General features: G+C 68.5%; 6 protein-coding genes. 3 read left to right on the top strand and 3 right to left on the bottom strand.

Translation table 11 applies throughout. The features are described from left to right. Positions 1 to 383, top strand: a 383-nt coding sequence (locus tag VNJ47_11985; protein HXG29553.1) for a hypothetical protein, incomplete at its 5' end; no start/stop codon positions are given. A 66-nt stretch (positions 384 to 449) separates the two neighbouring features. Beyond that, on the top strand, positions 450 to 800 hold the full coding sequence (locus VNJ47_11980) for a hypothetical protein (GenBank protein ID HXG29552.1): 351 nt from the start codon (positions 450 to 452) through the stop codon (positions 798 to 800). Positions 801 to 1,173: 373 nt separating this feature from the next. Here VNJ47_11980 and VNJ47_11975 read toward each other — a convergent pair whose 3' ends face one another. Beyond that, the gene (locus VNJ47_11975; protein HXG29551.1) at positions 1,174 to 2,124 is read right to left on the bottom strand and encodes a formyltransferase family protein; all 951 of its coding nucleotides are present in this window, start codon (positions 2,122 to 2,124) and stop codon (positions 1,174 to 1,176) included. A 162-nt stretch (positions 2,125 to 2,286) separates the two neighbouring features. Here VNJ47_11975 and VNJ47_11970 point away from each other — a divergent pair, with 162 nt between their 5' ends. After that, complete coding sequence (locus VNJ47_11970; GenBank protein ID HXG29550.1) at positions 2,287 to 2,589, top strand: oxidative damage protection protein; 303 nt, start codon at positions 2,287 to 2,289, stop codon at positions 2,587 to 2,589. A gap of 11 nt (positions 2,590 to 2,600) precedes the next feature. Here the strand turns inward: VNJ47_11970 and VNJ47_11965 are convergent, their stop codons facing one another. Further along, positions 2,601 to 3,902: an ATP-grasp domain-containing protein gene (locus VNJ47_11965; GenBank protein HXG29549.1), complete on the bottom strand. Its 1,302-nt coding sequence runs from the start codon at positions 3,900 to 3,902 to the stop codon at positions 2,601 to 2,603. 50 nt (positions 3,903 to 3,952) lie between these two features. Beyond that, positions 3,953 to 4,251, bottom strand: a 299-nt coding sequence (locus VNJ47_11960) for an LLM class flavin-dependent oxidoreductase (GenBank protein ID HXG29548.1), incomplete at its 5' end; no start/stop codon positions are given.

The raw sequence follows: 4,251 nt of genomic DNA, 5'->3' as shown, positions 1-4,251 counted from the left end.
GCTGGGACGATGGCGTGCTCGCCGGGCTGCAGCCGGCCGACCTGGTCGTGCTGGAGGCCAACCACGACCGCGAGCGGCTGCGCAGCGCGCCGTACGCCTGGCCGGTCAAGCAGCGGATCTTCGGGCCGCGTGGCCACCTCGACAACGTCGGTGCCGGTGAGCTGCTGGCGCGGCTGGGCGCCGATGGAAGAAAACGCACCGCCTGGCTCGCGCATCTCTCGGAGCAGGCCAACACCCCCCGTATCGCGGTCGATGTTGTATCGAGCGTATTGGCACTGGCAGCGGTCACGTGTATCAGCGTCCGGGTGCTGCCGCGCCACGCGCCGCTGACCTGGGAAAGCGACCATCATCCTCAGCAGCTGGAGCTGTTCACCGGCATCTAGCTGGGCCCCCTGGCCTGAATCTTGCTCACCGGAGCTGCAGAACAATGTGAGCGGTAGGAGGATCGTATGGGGCTTCCGAGCAAAGTCAGCGGCGCGCTGCTTGTTGCAGGCGCCGCGCTGGCCGGCAACTGGGTCGGTGATACCCTGCGCGCGATGACGACCGGCAAGCCCGGGCATCGGCTGCGGTTGATGCATGCTACCTCCGAAGGCCAGACGGTGATCGGGCTGAACATCGCATTGACGAACTTCGTGCCGGCGTTGCTGCTGGCCCTGCTGGCTGGCCGCCCGCGCACCCTGTTCGCCTTTGTAAGCGGTGCGATCGTCAGCGCGCTCGTCGGCGACGACTACGAGCGCGCGCTGGCCGATTGGCTGCGTAGCCGCCGGCCGGAGCATGCCAGCGGGTGGTTGCGCTCGTGAGCTGCTCGCCGCCCCAGCGCGTACGGCGTAACCCCAGGCGCTGGCCTGCGGTAGATTCGATGGTGTGACCGGACGATGGGCCACGAGGAGCGCGGGCTTCGGGCAGCCCGCGGACCATGCCGCCGGTCACCTGCCTGTGCGCCCGCCGCAGGCCCCAGACGCCCCGGCTCAGTGTCGAGCCGGGGCGTCGCGATTCGCGCGCCATGGATACCAACACGCATCACAGGAAGAGGAGGCCCGCTCCGCGTTCAGATTTACATAACAATACTATGGAAAACCGCGCAGTAGTTCACCGCGGCGGGTTTCTTCAGGCTACTTTCACTTTATTTACATAATAAAAGGGTTGCGGCTATTGTCACTATGGCGTCCCTGTTCACGCCATCCGCGCCCGCAAGACGCCGGGTGTAAATTGGATGCGTACCTCGTCGCCCGAGCGGACGCAGGGCACATTCAGCCTCTCATCCGCTGCGTACGCCAGCGCCGACCCCAGCAGCAGCCGTGTGCCACCGGCCTCGACCGGATAGGGCTGGCCCCACTCGGCCGTCCCGCGCATGAAGTTGAACGCCCGGCGCGCCGGCCAGGCCGTGTCGATCGCGAAATCCTCCGGCGTCGGCCACGGGTAATAGCTACCGCCGCTCTGTGGGCGGCGCGCCGGTGTCCCGTGCTCGAGCGCCTGAACTGTCTCGACCAGCAGACGTGCGCCGAGCGTTGCACACCTCCGTTCTGCTTCTGCGCCCGAGATCCCGTCAGGCAGGGTGATCGGCGCCTGTACGGCGATATCGCCGGTGTCGAGGCCTTCATCCATGAAGTGAACCGTCACCCCGGTCGTGCGCTCGCCGTTGCGGAACGCCCAGAACAGCGGTGCCGGGCCGCGGTAGGCCGGCAGCAGCGATGGATGCAGGTTGAGAACGCCAAGCGGCGGCAGCGCCAGCAGCGCGGACGGGATGCGCTGCGGAAAACACGCCACGCATACCAGATCGGGACCGAGTTCCGCGAACAGTGCGCGTGTTTCGGGAGCCGCCAGGCGGCGGATTTCGAACACCGGAATCGCGTGCTTCCAGGCAAGGTGGACAATGCTCGGCGTGACATACGGGTTGGCGAGCGGCAGCGGCGACCGCGGCTGCTCAGGCGCGATCGGCGCGACCGCCGGTCGGTCGGCATCTGCTTCCCGACCTATCGCCGGGACGATCACGCCGCGCACCGCGATCCCGGCATCGAGCAGCGCTGTCAGCGGCGGGATGGAGAACGCTCCCGTCATTCCCATGTAGACGACGCGCAGAGCGTGCACGCCGCCCGGCTGCTGGATCGGTCCGGTTTGAACCATCTTCGCTCCCGAGCTCCCCTGCTCCCTTCCCACGTGCGGGGAAGGGCCGGCGCGGCGCCGCTGGGGAACGAGCTTTTGACACCTGGCCGGAAGCCGTTATAATCTAGGCTACATCCGCGGTCAGGCGAAAGCGTGACCCACTCCAGAAAGCGAGACCAGCCCATGGCCAGAATGGTCCACTGTGTCAAATTAGGCCGCGAGCTGCCGGGCCTTGACGAGCCGCCGTACCCGGGCGAGCTCGGGCAGCGGATCTACGAGCACGTCTCCCGGCAGGCCTGGCAGATGTGGCTGGACTACTCCGTCCTGATCATCAATCACTACGGCCTGAGCCTGGCCGACCCGGCGGCCCAGAAGCTGCTCATGGAACAGGCCGAGCAGTTCTTCTTCGGCCCAGGCCAGCAGATGCCCGAGGGGTGGACTCCAGCCGGGCGCAGCGGCAAAGGCGCTCCTCAGCGCAAGAAGTGAGGCCCGGCCGCTCACCTGACGGCGAGCAGCGGGATCTCCGGCTCGATCTCGAACTGCAATCGGCGGTGCGCCTCGCGCAGCGCGGCCTCGACGGCATCCGGTGTCGCCGCGCGCGCAAAAATGAACCCCAGGTAGCTGTCGCCCTCCGGCAGCGGAACGATCGGATAGTGCAGCCTGGCGGTGATCTGCACCTCCTCGATCCCCGGCACGGCCTCCGCCTCTGCGATCCCGCTGACGCGGCGGAGCAGCCCGGCGGCCGGGATGGGGATCATCATCACTCCACCGGCGCGTTGCTCGCGGTTGAGCGACGCGACCTCCAGCCCGCACGCCTGGCGCAGGATCAGCTCTTCGAGCGACATATCGGTGCCGAAGCGTAGAGTCTTCGAGCACAGCCCGCCGATCGATCGCCCGGCCAGCTCGACGATCCACGGGCCGTCCTGGTTGACGCGCAACTCGGCGTGGACCGGGCCTTCGCGCAGCCCCAGCGCCGCTGCTGCCTCCGATGCGCATGCCGCGATGGCGGCCTGTGCCGTCGCAGGCAGGCGCGACGGCGTGACGTAGATCGTCTCCTCGAAGAAGGGCCCGTCGAGCGGGTCGGGCTTGTCGAACAGCGCCAGCACATGGAGCCTGCCACGGTCGAGCAGGCCTTCCAGCGCGACTTCGAAGCCGGGGATGAAGCGCTCGACCAGGAACGGCTTGGGGCCGGGCGTGGGATCGACGGTGTTGAGCAGGCGCGTGAGCCGGGCCATCGCTGCGACGAGCTGGCCGGGATCGTCGGCCCGGATCACGCCCCGGCTCCCCGAGAGCCGCAACGGCTTGACCACGCAGGGATACTCGACCTGTGCCGCCAGCGCGTGCAGATCCTCATCGGTGGAGCACAGCCTGAACGCCGGCGAGCGGACGCCCGCGCGGGCCAGCAACACGCGCATGCGGTGCTTGTCGCGCGCTGCCTCGGCCGCCTCGGGCGCGTTGTGCGGCAGGCCGAGCGCCGCGCTGGCCCGCGCGGCAAGCATCGTGCCACTGTCGTCGACGGCCAGGATGGCATCGAGCGGATGATCGGCGGCGAAGGCGAGGATCGTGCGCGTAGCCTGCTCGAGGTCGCGGAAGTCGAGGCCGAGCTGCGCGTGCCAGAGCCCGGCCAGCGGCGCAGGCATGTCGATGGCGGTCAGCACCTCGATGCCGAGCCGTTCGGCTGCTTCAAGGAAGGGCTGGGTGCGGTAGCTCTGCGCCGTGGTCAATAGCAGCACACGCCGGGCACCCGCTGCCCGGGCAGCGCGCGAGGTCGGGCCAGCAACCGAATCGATCATAGACATACCTGTTCTGCTTTCTCACAGCGGACGATAAGGGTGCTGGGGGCGCGGGATCATACGCCCAGCACCGCTTTCACCCGGCGCAAGGCATCGATATGCGCCTGTGGTGAGGCCAGGCCGGCACCCATTGTGTTGATGCACAGGTGCGTCGCGCCGAGCTGCTCCCAGGCGCTGGCGTAGGCCGCCCAGCCCGACTCCGGCACCTGGCCGATGCTCAAGCGGGCCTCGATGCCGACAGCTTGCTCGGGGCGCCCGGCCGCGCGCGTGTAGGCGCGCAACCGCTCGACCATCCCACGCGCCTCGTCGCTGGGCGGGCGCAGCGGAAACCATCCGTCGCCGAGTCGGGCCGCTC

It is taken from the genome of Nevskiales bacterium (genome assembly GCA_035574475.1).
GTDB lineage: Bacteria > Pseudomonadota > Gammaproteobacteria > Nevskiales > DATLYR01 > DATLYR01.
This window is presented reverse-complemented; position numbering and strand designations above follow the sequence as displayed.

Coding starts and splice junctions, on each gene's coding strand:
- VNJ47_11975 (HXG29551.1), bottom strand. CDS start 2,124: ATGGTTCAAACCGGACCGATCCAGCAGCCGGGCGGCGTGCACGCTCTG.
- VNJ47_11970 (HXG29550.1), top strand. CDS start 2,287: ATGGCCAGAATGGTCCACTGTGTCAAATTAGGCCGCGAGCTGCCGGGC.
- VNJ47_11965 (HXG29549.1), bottom strand. CDS start 3,902: ATGTCTATGATCGATTCGGTTGCTGGCCCGACCTCGCGCGCTGCCCGG.
- VNJ47_11980 (HXG29552.1), top strand. CDS start 450: ATGGGGCTTCCGAGCAAAGTCAGCGGCGCGCTGCTTGTTGCAGGCGCC.